At 57.1% G+C, this 18,925-nt stretch carries 18 protein-coding genes; 13 read left to right on the forward strand and 5 right to left on the reverse strand.

What is annotated here, in order from left to right; all coding sequences use genetic code 11:
- The first annotated feature begins 14 nt into the window (after positions 1-14).
- Positions 15-1,550, forward strand: coding sequence for a murein biosynthesis integral membrane protein MurJ (murJ, locus tag AC0TN7_RS19645; protein ID WP_024909009.1), 1,536 nt, complete (start codon positions 15-17; stop codon positions 1,548-1,550).
- Between the two features lie 59 nt (positions 1,551-1,609).
- Here the strand turns inward: murJ and flgN are convergent, their stop codons facing one another.
- The 3 genes from flgN to flgA all read right to left on the reverse strand — a co-directional run bounded on the left by flgN (position 1,610) and on the right by flgA (position 3,086).
- The gene (gene flgN, locus AC0TN7_RS19650; protein WP_008500818.1) at positions 1,610-2,035 is read right to left on the reverse strand and encodes a flagella biosynthesis chaperone FlgN; all 426 of its coding nucleotides are present in this window, start codon (positions 2,033-2,035) and stop codon (positions 1,610-1,612) included.
- 4 nt (positions 2,036-2,039) lie between these two features.
- The gene (gene flgM, locus AC0TN7_RS19655) at positions 2,040-2,333 is read right to left on the reverse strand and encodes a flagellar biosynthesis anti-sigma factor FlgM (RefSeq protein WP_032639635.1); all 294 of its coding nucleotides are present in this window, start codon (positions 2,331-2,333) and stop codon (positions 2,040-2,042) included.
- A 93-nt stretch (positions 2,334-2,426) separates the two neighbouring features.
- Complete coding sequence (flgA, locus tag AC0TN7_RS19660) at positions 2,427-3,086, reverse strand: flagellar basal body P-ring formation chaperone FlgA (protein ID WP_024909011.1); 660 nt, start codon at positions 3,084-3,086, stop codon at positions 2,427-2,429.
- A gap of 157 nt (positions 3,087-3,243) precedes the next feature.
- On the opposite strand from flgA, the gene flgB reads away from it, so the two are divergent.
- From flgB to flgL, 11 genes are all read left to right on the forward strand, one after another.
- Positions 3,244-3,660: a flagellar basal body rod protein FlgB gene (gene flgB / locus AC0TN7_RS19665; RefSeq protein ID WP_023311135.1), complete on the forward strand. Its 417-nt coding sequence runs from the start codon at positions 3,244-3,246 to the stop codon at positions 3,658-3,660.
- A gap of 3 nt (positions 3,661-3,663) precedes the next feature.
- Entirely contained in the window at positions 3,664-4,068 is a 405-nt protein-coding gene (gene flgC, locus AC0TN7_RS19670) for a flagellar basal body rod protein FlgC (protein ID WP_008500814.1), read from the forward strand.
- Positions 4,069-4,079: 11 nt separating this feature from the next.
- Positions 4,080-4,790 carry a flagellar hook assembly protein FlgD gene (gene flgD, locus AC0TN7_RS19675; RefSeq protein ID WP_048990267.1) on the forward strand — a complete coding sequence of 237 codons (711 nt, stop codon included), beginning with the start codon at positions 4,080-4,082 and terminating at the stop codon, positions 4,788-4,790.
- Between the two features lie 26 nt (positions 4,791-4,816).
- Positions 4,817-6,067, forward strand: coding sequence for a flagellar hook protein FlgE (flgE, locus tag AC0TN7_RS19680; protein WP_024909013.1), 1,251 nt, complete (start codon positions 4,817-4,819; stop codon positions 6,065-6,067).
- A 20-nt stretch (positions 6,068-6,087) separates the two neighbouring features.
- The gene (locus AC0TN7_RS19685) at positions 6,088-6,843 is read left to right on the forward strand and encodes a flagellar basal body rod protein FlgF (RefSeq protein WP_008500811.1); all 756 of its coding nucleotides are present in this window, start codon (positions 6,088-6,090) and stop codon (positions 6,841-6,843) included.
- A gap of 11 nt (positions 6,844-6,854) precedes the next feature.
- A complete protein-coding gene (gene flgG / locus AC0TN7_RS19690; protein ID WP_008500810.1) occupies positions 6,855-7,637 on the forward strand; it encodes a flagellar basal-body rod protein FlgG in 783 nt (260 codons plus the stop codon).
- A gap of 57 nt (positions 7,638-7,694) precedes the next feature.
- Entirely contained in the window at positions 7,695-8,393 is a 699-nt protein-coding gene (gene flgH, locus AC0TN7_RS19695) for a flagellar basal body L-ring protein FlgH (protein ID WP_024909015.1), read from the forward strand.
- 12 nt (positions 8,394-8,405) lie between these two features.
- On the forward strand, positions 8,406-9,503 hold the full coding sequence (locus AC0TN7_RS19700) for a flagellar basal body P-ring protein FlgI (protein WP_024909016.1): 1,098 nt from the start codon (positions 8,406-8,408) through the stop codon (positions 9,501-9,503).
- Entirely contained in the window at positions 9,503-10,456 is a 954-nt protein-coding gene (gene flgJ, locus AC0TN7_RS19705) for a flagellar assembly peptidoglycan hydrolase FlgJ (RefSeq protein WP_024909017.1), read from the forward strand. The genes AC0TN7_RS19700 and flgJ overlap by 1 nt, the downstream gene beginning before the upstream one ends.
- Before the next feature lie 75 nt (positions 10,457-10,531).
- Entirely contained in the window at positions 10,532-12,172 is a 1,641-nt protein-coding gene (gene flgK, locus AC0TN7_RS19710; RefSeq protein ID WP_024909018.1) for a flagellar hook-associated protein FlgK, read from the forward strand.
- A gap of 14 nt (positions 12,173-12,186) precedes the next feature.
- Positions 12,187-13,140, forward strand: a complete 954-nt coding sequence (gene flgL / locus AC0TN7_RS19715) for a flagellar hook-associated protein FlgL (RefSeq protein ID WP_024909019.1) — start codon at positions 12,187-12,189, stop codon at positions 13,138-13,140.
- A gap of 75 nt (positions 13,141-13,215) precedes the next feature.
- On the opposite strand, the gene AC0TN7_RS19720 is transcribed toward flgL, so the two are convergent.
- Positions 13,216-14,430, reverse strand: coding sequence for an MFS transporter (locus AC0TN7_RS19720; RefSeq protein WP_473702363.1), 1,215 nt, complete (start codon positions 14,428-14,430; stop codon positions 13,216-13,218).
- Positions 14,431-14,575: 145 nt separating this feature from the next.
- Here AC0TN7_RS19720 and AC0TN7_RS19725 point away from each other — a divergent pair, with 145 nt between their 5' ends.
- Positions 14,576-15,478 carry a LysR family transcriptional regulator gene (locus AC0TN7_RS19725; protein ID WP_473702364.1) on the forward strand — a complete coding sequence of 301 codons (903 nt, stop codon included), beginning with the start codon at positions 14,576-14,578 and terminating at the stop codon, positions 15,476-15,478.
- A gap of 41 nt (positions 15,479-15,519) precedes the next feature.
- Here the strand turns inward: AC0TN7_RS19725 and rne are convergent, their stop codons facing one another.
- Positions 15,520-18,639 carry a ribonuclease E gene (rne, locus tag AC0TN7_RS19730; protein ID WP_473702365.1) on the reverse strand — a complete coding sequence of 1,040 codons (3,120 nt, stop codon included), beginning with the start codon at positions 18,637-18,639 and terminating at the stop codon, positions 15,520-15,522.
- Positions 18,640-18,925: the final 286 nt, after the last annotated feature.

Raw genomic sequence — 18,925 nt, forward strand, 5'->3', positions numbered from 1 at the left:
GGAAATTCACGTTAATGAACTTATTAAAATCGCTGGCGGCCGTCAGCTCGATGACCATGTTTTCCCGCGTGCTGGGTTTTGCGCGCGACGCCATTGTGGCAAGGGTATTTGGTGCAGGGATGGCCACGGACGCCTTTTTCGTCGCGTTCAAGTTGCCGAACCTGCTGCGTCGTATTTTTGCTGAAGGGGCGTTTTCCCAGGCATTCGTGCCTATCCTGGCGGAATATAAAAGCAAGCAGGGTGAAGACGCGACGCGCGTCTTTGTCTCTTATGTCTCCGGGCTGCTGACGCTGGCTTTGGCGGTGGTGACGGTACTCGGGATGCTGGCCGCGCCGTGGGTGATTATGGTGACCGCGCCCGGTTTTGCCGATACGGCCGACAAGTTTGCCCTGACCTCGCAGCTGCTGCGCATTACTTTCCCCTATATTCTGCTCATCTCGCTGGCCTCGCTGGTGGGAGCGATCCTGAATACCTGGAACCGCTTCTCTGTTCCGGCGTTTGCGCCAACGTTTCTCAACGTCAGCATGATCGGCTTTGCCCTGTTCGCTGCGCCGCACTTCAACCCGCCGGTGCTGGCGCTGGCCTGGGCGGTCACCGTGGGCGGCGTGCTGCAGCTGGCGTATCAGCTGCCGCATCTGAAAAAAATCGGCATGCTGGTGCTGCCGCGCATCAATCTCAAAGATGCCGGGGCGATGCGCGTCATCAAGCAGATGGGGCCCGCTATTCTCGGCGTCTCCGTCAGCCAGATCTCGCTGATTATCAACACCATCTTTGCCTCGTTCCTCGTGTCCGGCTCGGTTTCCTGGATGTACTACGCCGACCGTCTGATGGAGTTCCCGTCCGGAGTGCTGGGCGTGGCGCTGGGGACCATCCTGCTGCCGTCGCTGTCGAAAAGTTTTGCCAGCGGTAATCATGATGAGTATTGCCGCCTGATGGACTGGGGGTTACGTCTCTGCTTCCTGCTGGCCCTGCCAAGCGCGGTGGCGCTGGGTATTCTGGCCAAACCGCTGACGGTGTCGCTCTTCCAGTACGGGAAATTCACCGCCTTTGATGCCGCCATGACCCAGCGCGCGCTGATTGCCTACTCGGTCGGATTGATGGGGCTGATCGTCGTTAAGGTGCTGGCGCCCGGGTTCTACTCGCGTCAGGATATCAAAACGCCGGTGAAAATTGCCATTGTGACGCTGATTATGACGCAGCTGATGAACCTGGCGTTTATTGGTCCGCTGAAGCATGCGGGCCTGTCATTATCGATTGGTCTGGCGGCCTGTCTGAATGCCGGACTGCTGTACTGGCAGCTGCGCAAGCAGGATATTTTTACACCGCAGCCGGGCTGGGGAAGTTTCCTGGTGCGTCTGATCGTGGCGGTACTGGTGATGTCTGCCGCGCTACTCGGCATGATGTACGTGATGCCGGAGTGGTCTCAGGGCACCATGCCCTACCGTCTGATGCGGCTGATGGCCGTGGTAGGCGTCGGGGTGGTGGCGTACTTTGCCACGCTCGCGGTGCTGGGCTTCAAAGTGAAAGAGTTTGCCCGTCGGACGGCATAAACGCCAAAAGGGGAGTTCACCTTATGGTGCTCCCCGCTGCATGATTTGTCGCTGATGCGTCAAATCGAAATCTTTTTCACACCCGCAATACGCGCAGTCGCTGTCTGACCATCCGCACCGTACAGTCCGGTTTCTTTATGCGGTTTCAACACCTCAAGTGCCTGCTGATTACGCTCAATCTGACCTTCCAGTAGCCAGCCGTTATGCTGGTTAAGATCGCGCAGGTGCTGGGTTTTTTCGGTAATGGTCTGCCAGCGCTCAATAATATCGTCATTGGCGCTGCGCTTCGGATCCTGCTCAGCGCGGCGTTGTTGCTCCAGATAATCCAGCGTCGCCAGAAGCGAACTCTTATCTTCAGTAATACGCTGCAGCGCGCTGCCGTTGATGTGACCGGAAGAGAGATGCTGTTGTTCAGCGTCCATTACCGTTTTCAGGTCGTTCAGGACAACCGTCATTTGATCCAGTATTTCTGACAGTCGACTCATACGGTTAGTTACTCTGTAAGAAACTCTGTGCTTCCTGAATCAGGGCATCAGCGATCTTGCTGGTATCCATTTTCAGTTCACCGTTACGAATAGCCGTTTTCAGCGCTTCAACACGTTCCATATTGATATCGTTGGTGCCTGGCTGCATCAGTTTCGCCTGCGCATCGCTCAGGGTCACGCTGGTGCTGTTGGACGTTGACGGTTTTTCCAGACGCGTTTTTTGCGCAGGAGCGTCATTCGTTTCGCGAGGTTGTACAGCGCTTACCGGCTTCAGGGCTGATGTACGATCAATGCTCATAGTGTTGTCCTCATCGAGGGTTCGCGGCGTTTGCGCCTGACATCATCATTAGTGGAATATTTATCGGCACGCGCCGCGAAATCTTTAAAAAGATTATAGGTTAATCAGAATATTCCCATCAGAATCGACGGTTCCGCTCACCACCTGGCCTGAGGACATTCTGACGCGGATGTTTTGCGCCACCGCGGCATTATTTAACGCTTTCCCTTCACTGTTGATACTAAAGCCCTCTCCGTTGGCCACCACCATTACCTGCTGGCCCGCTTTTATCCGCCATGCCTGGCGCAGCATTGAGAGCTGTATCGGCTGGCCTGGTGCAACATCACGCAGGCTGACGGCGTCCTGTGCCTGGTTTATTTCCAGCATGGTGCGTGGAGGCAGCTGATCCAGACGACCGCGTTTTAACGTCACGCTGTTCGTCTGCAGCACGCTGCCGCGCGCAATGGGCACGGCGGCGACAACATAATTGCCCGTCGCCTGAACTGCAACCTGTAAATAGCGTTTTTCGTTGGCGCAGCGTGCCAGCACGTTTACATTCCCCCAAAGCTTTGTGAACCCCACCACGCTGAACGAAGGCTGGTCACACGTCGGGTACAGATTCGGTGGCGTGCGCACGGTAACGGTAACGTCATCGCTAAAGCCTGCCAGCTTCTCAGCAAAGAAAGCCGTCAACTGATCCTGTAAGCCTTCAGCCTGCACCAGCGGGCTAAACAGCCAGAAAATTGCCATCAGGCCACGTTTTAACGTTTGCATCGCAAGTTCCACCGTTTCCAGAGTTGAATGAATTCTACCTGCAGTGGTTTTGCATCAACGCAATAAATAGCGACGCATTTTGCGCTTATTCCGTCGATAGGGGAGACCGGGTGAGATTTAAGCTGTGAACTGAAATTTTGCCATCAGCGGAGGAGACATGCTCGATAAACTCGACGCCGCGTTACGTTTTCAGCAGGAAGCGCTCAATTTACGCGCCCAGCGGCAGGAGATTTTAGCCGCCAACATCGCTAACGCCGATACCCCGGGGTTTCAGGCGCGCGATATTGATTTTTCCAGTGAACTCAAAAAGGTGATGGAGCGTGGACGTGCCGAAGGAACGGGTGTTGCACTTGCCATGACATCCTCTCGCCATATTCCTGCTCAGGCGATGACCGCGCCAGCGACCGATTTACTTTACCGCATTCCCGATCAGCCCTCACTCGACGGTAACACCGTGGATATGGACCGGGAGCGTACGCAGTTTGCCGATAACAGCCTGAAATACCAGACGGGCCTGACCGTACTCGGCGGACAAATCAAAGGCATGATGAACGTCCTGCAGGGGGGGAACTGATAGATGGCCTTGTTGAATATTTTTGATATCGCCGGTTCGGCGTTAACCGCGCAGTCCAAACGCCTGAACGTGGCTGCCAGTAACCTGGCAAACGCCGACAGCGTCACCGGACCCGACGGCCAGCCTTATCGTGCCAAACAGGTTGTCTTTCAGGTCGATGCTGCGCCGGGCGCGGCGACGGGCGGCGTGAAGGTGTCTGATGTGGTAGAGAGCCAGGCGCCTGACAGGCTGGTGTATGAGCCGGGTAACCCGCTCGCGGATGCCAGCGGATACGTGAAGATGCCAAACGTGGATGTGGTGGGTGAGATGGTGAACTCCATGTCGGCTTCCCGTAGCTACCAGGCCAACGTCGAAGTGCTTAATACCGTGAAGAGCATGATGCTCAAAACACTCACTCTCGGCCAGTAAAGGAGACATGCATGTCCATCGCCGTAAATGTGAATGATCCTACGAACTCGGGTGTTAACAACACCAAGAGTACGACGGGTTCTAACTCCCTGACGGGGAGTAACGCCGCCGATCTTCAGGGCAGCTTTCTGACGCTGCTGGTGGCGCAGCTTAAGAACCAGGATCCCACCAACCCAATGCAGAACAACGAACTGACCACGCAGCTTGCGCAGATCAGTACCGTGAGCGGCATTGAGAAACTGAACACCACCCTCGGTTCCGTCTCTGGGCAGATTAACAGCGCCCAGTCTCTGCAGGCGGCAAGCCTGATTGGCCACGGGGTGATGATCCCGGGAACCACGATTCTGGCAGGCACCAGCACCACCGACGGCAATACCACCACGACGACCACGCCGTTTGGCGTTGAGCTCCAGCAGCCGGCTGAGAAGGTGACTGCAACGATCATGGATGCCAATAACGTGGTGGTTCGCACCATTGATATCGGTGAGCTGAAGGCGGGCGTTCACACCTTTACGTGGGATGGCAGCCTGACCGACGGCACGAAAGCACCAAACGGTTCCTACAAAGTAGCGATCAGCGCCAGCAACGGGACAACCCAGCTGGTAGCGCAGCCGCTGCAGTTCGCGCTGGTCCAGGGCGTGATTAAAGGAAGCGACGGCAACAAACTGGATTTGGGAACCTCGGGTTCCACCACACTCGACGAAGTTCGGCAGATTATCTAAGCCTTATCACTTATCAGGAGTAAGTCATGGCCTTTTCTCAAGCGGTCAGCGGCCTGAATGCTGCGGCCACCAACCTGGACGTCATTGGCAACAACATCGCCAACTCCGCGACCTATGGTTTTAAATCCGGTTCTGCATCATTTGCAGACATGTTTGCCGGTTCCAAAGTGGGTCTGGGCGTGAAAGTTGCGGGCATCACTCAGGACTTTAGCGACGGCACCACCACCAACACCGGTCGTGGTCTGGACGTTGCCATCAGCCAGAACGGTTTCTTCCGTATGGTCGATTCCAACGGCTCTGTGTTCTACAGCCGTAACGGCCAGTTCAAGCTGGATGAAAACCGTACGCTGGTGAACATGCAGGGCATGCAGCTGACGGGCTACCCGGTAGCGGGTACGCCGCCTACCGTTCAGACCGGTGCGAACCCTCAGGCGATTACTATCCCGAATACCCTGATGGCGGCAAAATCGACCACCACCGCGACGCAGCAGATCAACCTGAACTCAACCGACCCTGTTCAAACTGCCCCTTTCGATGCGACCAACCCGGACACCTATAACAAAAAAGGGACCGTGACCGTATTCGACAGCCAGGGTAACGCCCATAACATGTACGTCTACTACGTGAAGACGGCCAACAATAAATGGGATCTTTACACTCAGGACGGCAGCGTTGCAGGTTCTACAGCAGCGAAAGCGGCGCAGATGAACTTTGATGCGAACGGCAACCTGGCGGGTGTCTATAACTACGACGCTGCGGGTGTACTGAGCGCAACGCCAAACGCCACGCCGGCCATTAACATCACCACGGGTTCTGTCAGCGGTGCGACGGCGGCGACCTTCTCCCTGAGCTTCCTGAACTCCATGCAGCAGAACACCGGTGCGAACAGCGTGGTGGCAACCAATCAGAACGGCTACAAGCCAGGCGATCTGGTGAGCTACCAGATCAACGACGATGGCACCGTGGTGGGAAGCTACTCTAACGAACAGTCTCAGGTTCTGGGTCAGATCGTGCTGGCAAACTTCGCCAACAACGAAGGTCTGAAATCAGAAGGCGACAACGTCTGGTCTGCCTCTCAGTCCTCCGGCGTGGCGCTGCTGGGTACCGCAGGCACCGGTAACTTCGGCAAGCTGACCAACGGCGCGCTGGAAGCCTCCAACGTGGATATGAGTAAAGAACTGGTGAACATGATCGTCGCGCAGCGTAACTATCAGTCGAACGCGCAGACCATCAAAACCCAGGATCAGATCCTCAACACGCTGGTTAACCTGCGTTAAGCGGCTAACAGGAAAGCGCAATGGATCACGCAATATATACCGCGATGGGCGCTGCAAGCCAGACGCTCAATCAGCAGGCCGTTACCGCCAGCAACCTGGCAAACGCCTCAACGCCGGGCTTTCGCGCGCAGCTTAATGCGCTGCGCGCGGTGCCGGTAGAAGGGCTTTCCCTGCCAACCCGTACGCTGGTGACGGCATCAACCCCAGGCGCCGATATGACGCCAGGGCAGATGGACTATACCTCACGCCCGCTGGATGTTGCCCTGCAGCAGGACGGCTGGCTGGCGGTGCAAACGGCCGACGGCAGCGAAGGCTATACCCGTAACGGGAACATCCAGGTGAGCGCGACGGGCCAGCTGACGATTCAGGGGCATCCGGTAATGGGGGAAGCGGGTCCGCTGACCGTGCCGGAAGGCTCTGAGCTGACTATCGCCGCGGACGGCACCATTTCGGCGCTGAACCCGGGCGACCCGGCCAACACCGTTGCGCCCGTCGGACGTCTGAAGCTGGTTAAGGCGGAAGGCAAAGAGGTGCAGCGTGGCGATGACGGCATGTTCCGTCTGACCCAGGCGGCGCAGGCGACGCGGGGTGCCACGTTACAGGCCGATCCGAGCATCCGCGTGATGTCCGGCGTTCTGGAAGGCAGTAACGTCAAGCCGGTCGAAGCCATGACCGACATGATCGCCAGCGCCCGCCGCTTTGAAATGCAGATGAAGATCATCAGCAGCGTGGATGAAAACGCGGGCAAGGCTAACCAACTTCTGGCTATGAGTTAACAGGACTCCTTATGATCAGTTCTTTATGGATCGCGAAAACAGGCCTGGACGCCCAGCAAACCAATATGGACGTGATTGCCAACAACCTGGCAAACGTGAGCACCAATGGTTTCAAGCGTCAGCGCGCCGTTTTCGAAGATTTGCTTTATCAAACCATCCGCCAGCCGGGGGCGCAGTCTTCTGAACAGACGACGCTGCCTTCGGGCCTGCAGATCGGTACCGGTGTTCGCCCGGTGGCCACCGAGCGTCTGCACAGTCAGGGCAACCTGTCTCAGACCAACAACAGTAAAGACGTGGCAATCAAAGGGCAGGGCTTCTTCCAGGTGCAGCTGCCTGACGGTACCTCTGCTTATACCCGCGACGGTTCGTTCCAGGTCGATCAGAACGGCCAGCTGGTGACGGCGGGCGGTTTCCAGGTCCAGCCTGCGATCACCATCCCGGCCAACGCCCTGAGCATCACCATCGGGCGTGACGGTGTGGTCAGCGTGACCCAGCAGGGACAGGCCGCGCCGGTTCAGGTTGGGCAGCTCAACCTGACCACCTTCATGAACGATACCGGTCTGGAAAGCATTGGTGAGAACCTCTACACCGAAACGCAATCCTCCGGTACGCCAAATGAGAGCACCCCGGGCCTGAACGGTGCGGGCCTGCTGTACCAGGGCTATGTTGAAACCTCCAACGTGAACGTGGCGGAAGAGCTGGTGAATATGATCCAGGTTCAGCGCGCGTATGAAATTAACAGTAAAGCAGTGTCGACGACCGACCAGATGCTGCAGAAACTGACGCAACTCTAAGGTGTAGCCCGGTGCGGTAAACGCCGCGCCGGCTCCCTGTTTTCGAAGATGAAGGCAATGCAAAAAAACGCGGCGTTTCGTTATCCGATACTGACTGTTCTGGCTGTCACCCTCAGCGGGTGTGCTTTGATCCCGTCCAAACCATTGGTCCAGGGTGCGACGACTGCCCAGCCCGTTCCTGGCCCTGCGCCAGTGGTAAACGGCTCCATTTTCCAGACCGCGCAGCCGATTAATTACGGCTATCAACCGCTGTTTGAAGATCGCCGCCCGCGTAACGTCGGCGATACATTGACCATTGTGCTGCAGGAAAACGTCAGCGCGAGCAAGAGCTCGTCGGCGAATGCCAGCCGCGATGGCAAAACCAATTTTGGCTTCGATACCGTGCCACGCTATCTCGAAGGGCTGTTCGGCAACGCGCGTGCTGATGTGAACGCGTCCGGCGGCAACACCTTTAACGGCAAAGGCGGCGCGAACGCCAGCAACACCTTCAGCGGTACGCTGACGGTCACGGTTGACCAGGTACTGGTTAACGGCAACTTACACGTTGTGGGTGAAAAACAGATCGCCATCAACCAGGGCACTGAATTCATTCGCTTCTCGGGCGTGGTTAACCCTCGCACCATCAGCGGCACCAACACCGTTCCGTCCACCCAGGTGGCGGATGCGCGCATTGAGTACGTCGGCAACGGCTATATCAATGAAGCGCAAAATATGGGTTGGCTGCAGCGCTTCTTCCTTAATTTATCGCCGATGTAAGCGAGGTGACCCATGTTTAAATCGATCTTCGCCGTGGCGCTCGCGCTGGTGGCAACGTTTGCCCAGGCTGACCGTATTCGCGACCTCACCAGCGTTCAGGGCGTACGTGAAAACTCCCTGATTGGCTACGGCCTGGTGGTGGGTCTGGATGGTACCGGTGACCAGACGACCCAGACGCCGTTCACCACCCAAAGTCTGAACAACATGCTTTCCCAGCTCGGTATTACCGTGCCGGCGGGAACCAACATGCAGCTGAAAAACGTGGCCGCGGTAATGGTCACCGCCTCCTACCCGGCGTTTGCGCGCCAGGGACAAACCATTGACGTGGTGGTCTCCTCAATGGGTAACGCCAAAAGCCTGCGCGGCGGTACGCTGCTGATGACCCCGCTGAAAGGCGTCGACAGCCAGGTCTATGCGCTGGCGCAGGGGAACATACTGGTCGGCGGTGCGGGAGCATCCGCAGGCGGAAGCAGCGTGCAGGTGAACCAGCTGAACGGCGGACGGATTACCAACGGGGCGATCATTGAGCGTGAACTGCCGACCCAGTTTGGCGCGGGCAACACCATCAACCTGCAGCTCAATAATGAAGACTTCACGATGGCGCAGCAGATTGCCGATACCATCAACCGCAGCCGCGGCTACGGTAACGCAACGGCACTTGATGCGCGCACCGTACAGATCCGTACCTCTACCGGCAGCAGCAACCAGGTGCGCATGCTGGCAGATATCCAGAATATGGAAGTGAATGTTCCGGTCCAGGATGCGAAGGTGATCATCAACTCCCGTACCGGCTCGGTGGTGATGAACCGGGAAGTGTCGCTCGACAGCTGTGCCGTGGCGCAGGGTAACCTCTCCGTGACGGTAAACCGCTCCGCGAACGTGAGCCAGCCGACTACGCCATTTGGTGGCGGTCAGACGGTGGTGACGCCGCAAACGCAGATTGATATGCGTCAGAGCGGCGGGTCACTGCAAAGCGTTCGCTCCAGCGCCAACCTGAACAGCGTGGTGCGTGCCCTGAATGCCCTGGGGGCAACGCCGATGGATCTGATGTCCATCCTGCAATCGATGCAAAGTGCGGGCTGCCTGCGCGCCAAACTGGAAATCATCTAATGCTGACCGATAGCAAACTGTTGACCAGTGCTGCCTGGGACGCCCAGTCGCTCAACGAGCTGAAAACCAAAGCAGGAAAAGACCCGGCGGCGAATATCCGCCCGGTCGCCCGCCAGGTGGAAGGGATGTTTGTACAGATGATGCTGAAAAGCATGCGCGAAACCCTGCCGAAAGACGGGATGTTCAGCAGTGATTCAACGCGTCTCTACACCAGCATGTATGACCAGCAGATTGCGCAGCAGATGACTGCGGGTAAAGGCCTCGGTCTGGCTGACATGATTGTCAAACAGACCGAAGCCGCGCAGGGCATTCAGCCTCAGGAGCAGCCGCAGCAGGTGCCGATGAAGTTCGACCTGGAAACGGTGACCAGCTATCAGAACCAGGCCCTGACGCAGCTGGTGCGTAAAGCGATGCCAAAAGCCACGGGCAGCGGCGATGAGCCGCTCTCCGGTGACAGCAAAGACTTCCTGGCGCAGCTTTCTCTGCCTGCGCGCCTTGCCAGCGAACAGAGCGGCGTGCCGCATCACCTGATTCTGGCGCAGGCCGCGCTGGAGTCGGGCTGGGGTCAGCGTCAAATCCGCAAGGAAAACGGCGAGCCGAGCTTCAACATCTTCGGCGTGAAGGCCACCTCCAGCTGGAAGGGGCCGACAACGGAGATCACGACCACCGAATACGAGAACGGTGCGGCGGTGAAGGTCAAAGCCAAATTCCGCGTCTACAGCTCTTATCTGGAAGCCTTGTCCGATTATGTTGGCCTGCTGAGCCGAAATCCGCGTTATACCGCCGTTACGCAGGCGGCGACGGCGGAGCAGGGTGCTCAGGCGCTGCAAAACGCGGGCTACGCGACTGACCCGAACTATGCACGCAAGCTCACCAGCATGATCCAGCAGCTGAAATCCATGGGCGAGAAGGTCAGCAAAGCCTATAGCACAGATATCGAAAATCTGTTCTGAAAGTTCTCAAGTCCCGGTGGAGGTTGCCGATAACCTTCATCAGGACTCGTGTCTGAACGTATAAAAGGAACCCCCATGTCCAGTTTGATTAACAGCGCCATGAGTGGCCTCAGTGCTGCTCAGTCGGCACTCAATACCGTCAGTAATAATATTTCAAGCTATAACGTGGCAGGTTACACCCGCCAGACCACGGTGCTGGGCGCATCTAACAGCACGCTGACCGGCGGTGGCTGGGTGGGTAACGGGGTCTATGTCTCCGGTGTCCAGCGTGAGTATGACGCCTTCATCACCAACCAGCTGCGCGCCGCGCAGACGCAGAGCAGCGGCCTGACGACGCGCTATCAGCAGATGTCAAAAATTGACGATGTGCTCTCCGATACTACCAACTCGCTCTCCACCACGCTGCAGGACTTCTTCAAAAGCCTGCAAACCCTGGTGAGCAACGCGGAAGACCCGGCTGCACGTCAGACGGTGCTGGGGAAAGCGGGTGGTCTGGTCAATCAGTTCAAAACCAACGATCAGTATCTTCGTGACCAGGATACGCAGGTCAATACCGCCATCTCAAGCAGCGTATCTCAGATCAACAACTACGCGACGCAGATTGCGAATCTGAACGATCAGATTTCTCGTTTGACCGGCGTTGGCGCAGGGGCTTCGCCTAACGACCTGCTCGACCAGCGCGATCAGCTTGTGACTGAACTGAACAAAATCGTCGGCGTGGAAGTCTCCGTACAGGATAGCGGCACGTTTAATATCTCTCTCGGCAATGGTTACAGCCTGGTGCAGGGCAGCAAAGCCAGCCAGCTGGCTGCCGTGAAGTCCAGCGCCGATCCGGCGCGTACGACCGTCGCCTACGTCGATGACGTGGCGGGTAATATTGAGATCCCCGAGAAATTTATCACCACCGGTTCTTTAGGCGGTTTACTGACCTTCCGTAATGAAGATCTGGATAAAGCGCGTAACACTCTGAACCAGATGGCGCTGGCCTTTGCCGATGCGATGAACACGCAGCATGAAGCTGGTTTTGATGCAAACGGTGATGCGGGCGGTAAGCTGTTCAACTTTGGTTCTCCTGCGGTGCTGTCCAACAGCAAGAACGGCGGATCGGCGGTTGTTACGGCCTCTGTGGCGGACAGCAAACAGGTCCAGGCGACTGACTATAAGCTGCAGTTTAACGGCACTGACTGGACGGTCACCCGCACATCAGACAAAACCAGCTTTACGATGAGCCCGGATGCCAGCGGTAATCTGTCGTTTGATGGCCTTAACGTCAACGTGAGCGGTACGGCAAATACCAAAGACAGTTTCACCGTGAAGCCGGTTTCCAACGTCATCATGAACATGGATCTGGCGATCAGCGACGAGTCCAAACTGGCGATGGCGTCGGTACAGAACGGCGGCGAAAGTGACAACCGTAACGGCCAGAAACTGCTCGATCTGCAAAACGGCAAAGTGGTGGGTGGAAATAAAACCTTTAACGATGCGTATGCCTCTCTCGTCAGTACCGTCGGTAGCACCACGGCGTCACTGAAGGTGAGCAGCCAGACGAAAGCCAATGTGGAAACGCAGTTAATCAAGCAGCAGCAGACCATCTCTGGGGTAAACCTCGACGAAGAGTATGGCAATTTGCAGCGTTATCAGCAGTATTACCTGGCGAACGCCCAGGTTCTCCAGACTGCCAGTACGCTCTTCGATGCAATTATCAACATTCGTTAAGGTTGAGGTGAATAATGCGTATTAGCACCCAGATGATGTATGAGCAGAACATGCGCGGGATCACTGATTCCCAGAGCAGATGGCTGAGCTACGGTGAGCAAATGTCCACCGGTAAGCGCGTTAACCGTCCTTCGGACGATCCTATCGCCGCGTCGCAGGCCATCGTTCTGTCGCAATCTCAGTCGCAAAACAGCCAGTTCGCGCTTGCGCGTACCTTTGCAACGCAGAAGGTCTCGCTGGAAGATAACGTGTTAACCCAGGTGAACACCGCAATCTCAAGCGTGCGCGAGAAGTTAGTTTACGCGTCCAACGGCACATTAAGCGATGACGACCGTCTTTCTCTGGCGACCGATATCCAGGGGATCCGCGATCAGCTGATGAACCTGGCCAACACGACGGATGGCAATGGTCGCTTTATCTTCGCCGGATACAAAACCGAGAGCGCACCGTTTGATGCCGTGACCGGGGATTATAACGGCGGCGCAGAGGCCATCTCGCAGCAGGTTGATACGGCGCGAAATATGACCATTAGCCATACCGGACAGCAAATTTTCGAAAGCATTACCAGTAATGCGGAACAGCTGCCGGGCGGTGGATATGGCCAGACCAACATGTTCAAAATCCTGGATTCTGCCATTGCGTCCCTGAAGACACCGATTGAGAACGATCCGGCTGCCGCAACGGCGCAAAACCAGGTGATTGCCAATGCGCAGATCGGCATCAAAAACGCCCAGAACAACGTCCTGACGGTCGTTGCGGATGTGGGAACCAAGATGAACGAGCTGGAAAAACTCGATACGCTGGGAGATGACCGCGCCCTGGGTCAGACTAAGCAGATGAGTGATCTGGTGGATGTCGACTGGAATGAAGCGATTTCCTCTTACACCATGCAGCAGGCGGCCTTGCAGGCGTCTTATAAAGCGTTTAGCGATATGCAGGGCATGTCTCTGTTCCAGCTGAACAAATAACATCTTGACCTCTTGGAACATGTCTTGAAACTGGGCATGTTTTACTGCCCAATCCGTCTGGATTGGGCATTTTTTTTATGCGGCCTCTGCCGGTACGGAGGCGACACGCGCGCTTTCTATCAGACGGATGGCCAGCGCAATGGCGCCACTGACTGTCGCCAGCGCGACCACACCCGTCCAGCCAGCCAGCGAGTAGATATTGCTGCCTAGTGCGGAGCCCAGCGCCATCCCGATAAAGACCACCGTAAAGAGCAGGGCATTGAGACGACCGCGCGCCTGCGGTTCAAGGCTGTAGACCAGGTTCTGGTGAGCGACCAGGCTGGACTGCAGACCCAGGTCGAACCCGACGGCAGAGACGGCGATCAGCATCAGCTGTCCATGAACGCTCAGCGCGGGCATCAGGAACATCAGGGCGAATGAAACGGTCACAAGGACGGCACCAAGCTGCGTGACTTTTCCTGCGCCCAGTTTGTCCGCCAGACCACCCGCCAGCGGGGCGGCTAATGCACCGGCGGCACCCGCAATACCAAATCCACCCGCTACGGCACTGCCAAGGTGATAGCGTTCCAGCAGCATGACCGCGAGCGTTGACCAGAAGGCGCTGAAGGCAATCGACAGAAAACCCTGAGCCAGCGCCGCGCGGCGCAGCGCCGGAAAACGACGCCACAGATGTTCCATTGAACGCATCAGCGCGGGATAGCTCAGCGTGGAGTGAATGGCAAAACGGGGAAGCACAAACCACATCATCACCCCGATGAACGCAATGCTCGCCGCCGCCAGCTGGTACATGACGCGCCAGCCAAACGCTTCGCCCACTACGCCGCTCACGGTTCTTGATAATAAGATACCCATCAGCAGCCCGGTCATTACCGTGCCCACGGTTTTCCCCTGTTTACCTTCTGGCGCAAGAATCGCCGCAGCAGGGACAATATCCTGTGCCATGGTGGCGGCCATGCCGATGAGCAGGCTTGCCAGCAACAGAGAATGGATCTGCCCGGTCAGGCTACAGCCGAGAAGAAACAGCGCCAGCGCTGCGCTTTTAATCAGAATTAACGTCCTGCGGTCGTGGCGATCGCCCATGGGAAGCAGGAACAGGATACCGAGCGCATAGCCTGCCTGAGTTAACGTTGGGACCAGACCCATACCTTCAATGCTCAGATGCAGATCGGCACCCATCAGCGGCAGCAGGGGCTGCGCGTAATAGATTGATGCCACGCTGAAACCGGCCCCCAGAGCCAGCATAAAAATCACCCAGCGGCTTACAGCATGGGGAGTCGTTGTTGTGTTCATAAGTTGTTCCTCATTCGTCGTGTGCGGCTATTTTTTATCAGTACGCCTTGCGAAGGTAGCGGGCCCGGTGGTAAAACGCTTATACGTTGAACGTATAAGTGAAAATGCAATGAAAAGAGCTGAGCGTATAGACAGGGTGGAGCTAATGCGGACGTTTGTCCGGATAGTGGAGGCGGGTTCCCTCTCTGCGGCGGCGCGGCAGCTGGCCACCACCCAGGCCACGGTGAGCAGACGGCTACAGTCGCTGGAGACCATGCTGGGGGTGCGCCTGATACTGCGCACCACCCACACGACGCGGCTGACGGATGATGGCGAACGCTGCTACCAGCACGCTCGTCGGGTGATTGACAGCTGGCTGGCGCTGGAAGATGAGGTGGGGCAGATGGAAGATGAGCCCGTAGGCGTGCTGCGGGTGCGGGCACCCCACGCGTTTGGTCAGGATCAGCTTCTGAAACCCGTAACCGAATTTTTGCAACGCTATCCGCAGCTTTCGATTGAGTGGATGCTCAACGATCGCTCGGCGGACTTCCTCGGCGACAACCTTGACTGCGCTATTCGGGTGGGCGTGGAGGTCGATCCGGCGACCGTATCCGTGCTGCTGGCGGAAGTGCCGCGCTCGGTAGTCGCCTCTCCGGCACTGCTGGCCCGCTTCCCGGCGGTGAATACGCCGGAAGATTTGCAGCAGTTTCCCTGGATAGCGATCAGCTCTTTCTACCAGCGCCACGTGGAGCTTTTTCACGATGCCTCGCCCGCCACCGCGCGGATTGCTATTACGCCACGCCTCAGCACCGACAGCCTGTATGTCGCACGCAATACGGTGCTCACCGGTCTCGGTGTGGCGGTGGTATCCAGCTGGACGGTACAGGATGATATTCGGGAAGGGCGGTTGGTGCATTTGCTGCCGGAGTGGCAGCCAGCGGCGCTGCCGGTGCATCTGGTTTACCCCTGGTCCCGTTATTATCCGGCACGCTTGCGGCGTTTTCTGGAGCTGATGCGGCAGGTCATGCCGGAGGTCTCCGGGATGAGAAGGCCCGTGCAGCAGCCATAAAAAAAGCCGACCCTAAGGTCGGCTTTTTACTTTCAGCGTCGTTATTCGACAGACTGCGGGCGCGTTGCCGGTGCAGTCGCCTGATGCGTTGCACTGTGGCCGCCAGCAGCGCCTTTACCGTCGAAGCTGAATGCCGGGCGTACCCAGTCACTGTGACGCGGAGCTTCTGGCACGTAATCCGGCGCCGGAGCGCGGGTCATCGGTGCTGTCGCCACGTGGGCAGCGGCTGGCGCAGAGACAACCGGTTCAGGTTTCACTTCAGGCGCTTTCGGTTCTTCAACAACCGGTTCAACCTCAACCTCAATCTCAACGTCCTGAACGACTTCTTCAGTGGTGGTTTCAACGATAGCTTCAGCGGTGTCTTCCACTGCGGCTACAGGTTCAGCCTCTTCAGCAACTTCCTCAGCCACCACGACATCTTCTTCAGCAATAAGCTGCGGTGCGGCATCAACCGGCGCGGCAATTACTTCCGGATGAGTGGTTTCGACTTCAACTGCCTGAGGTGCTTCCGTTTCAACAACCTGAGGTTCAACCACGGTTGCCGCTTCAGTCACAACGTCTTCTACCGCTGCCGCAGGTGCAATCACCTCTTCGGTTACAGGCTGTTCTTCAACAACCTGCTCCGGACGCGCTACCGGGTAGCGGATCCAGACTTTGCCGGAAGCCATTTCTGGCGAAGCACAGGCAATGGTCAGCGGCATTGGCGACTGAGTTGGGTAACGCTCGTCACGATAGCGACGACGGCGCTGGCCGCTGACGCGCAGATGACGTGGGGAACGGCGTGAACGGCGCGGCATTCCGGCGTTATCACGGTTTTCACCGTTTTCATCCTGCTCAACGTTGTTTTCAACGACCGCTGGCAGATCAACTTTCGCCAGCTGCGTGCCGGTTGCGCTCTCGCGGGTTTCAACTGCGACAACGGCTGACTCTTCGGTTGCTTCGGAGGCGAAGCGGACTTTCTGAGCAAGCTGGCGCTGCTTACGGCGCGGCATAACCTGAGTACGTTCTTCCTGCTCGCCGTCCTGCTGTTCAACAGGCTCTTCGCGGTTCAGGTTTTTGACTTCCTGCTGTGCCTGACGCTTCTCGTCGTTACGGCGACGGTTGCGTTCACGGCGCGGCTGCTGGTCGTCACGCTGTTTGCTCTTCTCAGACTCATCGCCCGCCTGCTGGCGAATTTCACGATCTTCAACATTCTGCTGCTGTTTCTCGCGACGGTTGCGACGGTTGTCTTCGCGTTGCTCACGACCTTCGTTATTTTCAGAACGGTTGTCGCGGTTGTCACGACGCTCGCTGCGGTCATTACGATCGCTACGGTCGTTACGATCGCGGCGGTTGTTCTGACGCTTACGGCGGTCCTGCTGGCGTTCAGGCTTGGCCGCTTTTGGCTCTTCCTTCGGCTGTTCTGGCTGAGCTTCTTCTTCAGCAAACATCTTCTTCAGCGCGCCAAAGAAGCGGCTCAGCAGACCCGGCTGCGCCGGCTGGGCTTTCGCTGCTGCTGGTTTCTGCGCTTCAGGTTTAGCCGCAGGTTTTTCCAGGGCCGCTTCCGGTGGGGCTTCTGGCATGATAAAGGTCGCTAACGCAGGCTGCTCAGGCAGTTTGCGCTCCGCTGGCTCTTCATCGGAAGGCAGTGCCATCTCTTCTTCGTGCAGCTTCGGCAGCAGGTAGCTGAGCGTGGACGTCTCTTCGCCTTTACGGACACGCAGCACGTGATAGTGCGGAGTTTCCATCTGGTCGTTTGGCACGATGATGCAGCGAACGCCGCCCTGACGCGCTTCAATAGCACTTACCGCAGCACGTTTTTCGTTCAGCAGGTAGGAGGCAATTGGCACAGGAACAATCGCGTGAACCTCTTTGGTATTCTCTTTCAGCGCTTCTTCTTCAATCAGACGCAGAATAGAGAGGGACAGCGATTCGTTATCACGCACGGTACCGGTGCCGGAGCAGCGAGGGCAAACGTGATGGCTGGACTCACCCAGCGACGGGCTCAGGCGCTGACGGGACATCTCCAGCAGGCCAAAGCGTGAGATATGGCTAATCTGGATACGCGCCCTGTCCTGACGCACCGCTTCACGCAGACGGTTTTCTACCGCACGCTGGTGGCGAACAGGGGTCATGTCGATGAAGTCGATAACAATCAGACCACCCAGGTCGCGCAGGCGGAGCTGGCGGGCGATTTCATCAGCGGCTTCAAGGTTGGTGTTGAAGGCGGTCTCTTCGATATCGCCGCCGCGAGTTGCACGCGCGGAGTTGATGTCGATAGCGGTCAGCGCTTCAGTGGTATCGATAACGATAGAACCGCCGGACGGCAGACGCACTTCACGCTGGAAGGCGGATTCAATCTGGGATTCGATCTGATAGTGGCTGAACAGCGGGATTTCACCGGTGTACAGTTTAATTTTGCTGGTGAAATCCGGACGACCCAGCGCGGCGATGTGCTGGCGCGCCAGCTCAAGCACTTTCGGGTTATCGATCAGAATCTCACCGATGTCCTGACGCAGATAGTCACGGAAGGCACGCACGATCACGTTGCTTTCCTGGTGGATCAGGAACGGAGCAGGGCGGCTTTCCGCTGCTTTCTGGATGGCTTCCCAGTGCTTCAGACGGAAGCTCAGGTCCCACTGCAGCGCTTCGGCTGATTTGCCCACGCCCGCGGTACGCACGATAAGCCCCATGCCATCAGGCAGTTCAAGGCTTGCCAGCGCTTCTTTCAGCTCGGTACGGTCATCACCTTCGATACGGCGAGAGATGCCACCCGCACGCGGGTTGTTAGGCATCAGCACCAGATAGCTCCCTGCCAGGCTGATAAAGGTGGTCAGTGCGGCACCTTTGTTGCCACGCTCTTCTTTATCAATCTGAACGATAACTTCCTGACCTTCACGCAGAACATCTTTGATGTTTGGTCGGCCATGGGCGTTGTAGTTTGCAGGGAAATATTCGCGGGCGATTTCTTTCAGAGGGAGGAAACCATGACGCTCAGCACCGTAATCGACAAATGCAGCTTCAAGGCTTGGTTCAATGCGGGTGATTTTACCTTTGTAAATGTTCGCTTTTTTCTGTTCGTGTCCAGGACTTTCGATATCCAGATCGTACAGGCGCTGCCCATCCACAAGGGCGACACGCAACTCTTCTTGCTGAGTTGCGTTGATTAACATTCTTTTCATCGTAACTTACTCGTTATTCTTACATTGACGACAAAGCTGCGGGCAAGGTGACGCTTTCCGGGGTATGAACCGATGGCCTCGTGTCTGTTCACGTCGCCAACCTCACGGTTGTCGCTCGCTTAAGAGGCGCAGAGTGTCGGTTGCCTGTATTTCATACGGAAACACAGCGCAATTATCAGGGGAATTGCCTGGGTAGAACTCTCCAGAGAACAATCCTTATACCGGGAAGTACTGCAACCCGCAGCCCGCTAACTGCCTGAAAGATCAATACGTCTTACGCCATTGC

The sequence above is a fragment of the Enterobacter sp. PL_is511 genome (assembly GCF_055816065.1).